The organism is Streptomyces sp. NPDC059371, assembly GCF_042751995.1.
Classification (GTDB): Bacteria; Actinomycetota; Actinomycetes; order Streptomycetales; family Streptomycetaceae; genus Streptomyces.
Map to the genome: position 1 here is coordinate 1 of NZ_JBHYXD010000116.1, position 374 is coordinate 374.

Consider the following 374-nt stretch of genomic DNA (forward strand, 5'->3'; position numbering starts at 1 on the left):
GAGCTCACGGAAGCCGGAGCTGGCGATGTTCGAGTAGTGGGCGAAGACGTCGGGGCCGCCGCCGTCCTGCTCGATGAAGCCGAAGCCCTTTTCCGAGTTGAACCACTTCACGGTGCCAGTAGCCATGTTGTTCTCCTGAACAGGTAGTTGGGCCCCCATCCGGAGATGCACCGGGTAATGCCGGAGATGCCGGTAAAACAAAACGCGCCTGCGGAGGATTCCGATCAGGCGCACAAAGTAAATGGGTACCAAAAACGTATCAATGAGACAGTAGCACACCCTGATATCAGGGAGCGAGGCTAGGCGTGTGGGCCGGGACACACCCGGCCCCCACCCCCCCCGCCGCCCGCCGCCAGGCCCACGGGCCCCGCCCC

1 protein-coding gene is annotated in these 374 nt (G+C 63.4%); it reads right to left on the reverse strand.

What is annotated here, in order from left to right:
- The coding region (locus ACFXGX_RS37755) for a cold-shock protein (RefSeq protein WP_384801221.1) at positions 1 to 126 on the reverse strand (126 nt) is incomplete at its 3' end.
- Positions 127 to 374 lie beyond the last annotated feature (248 nt).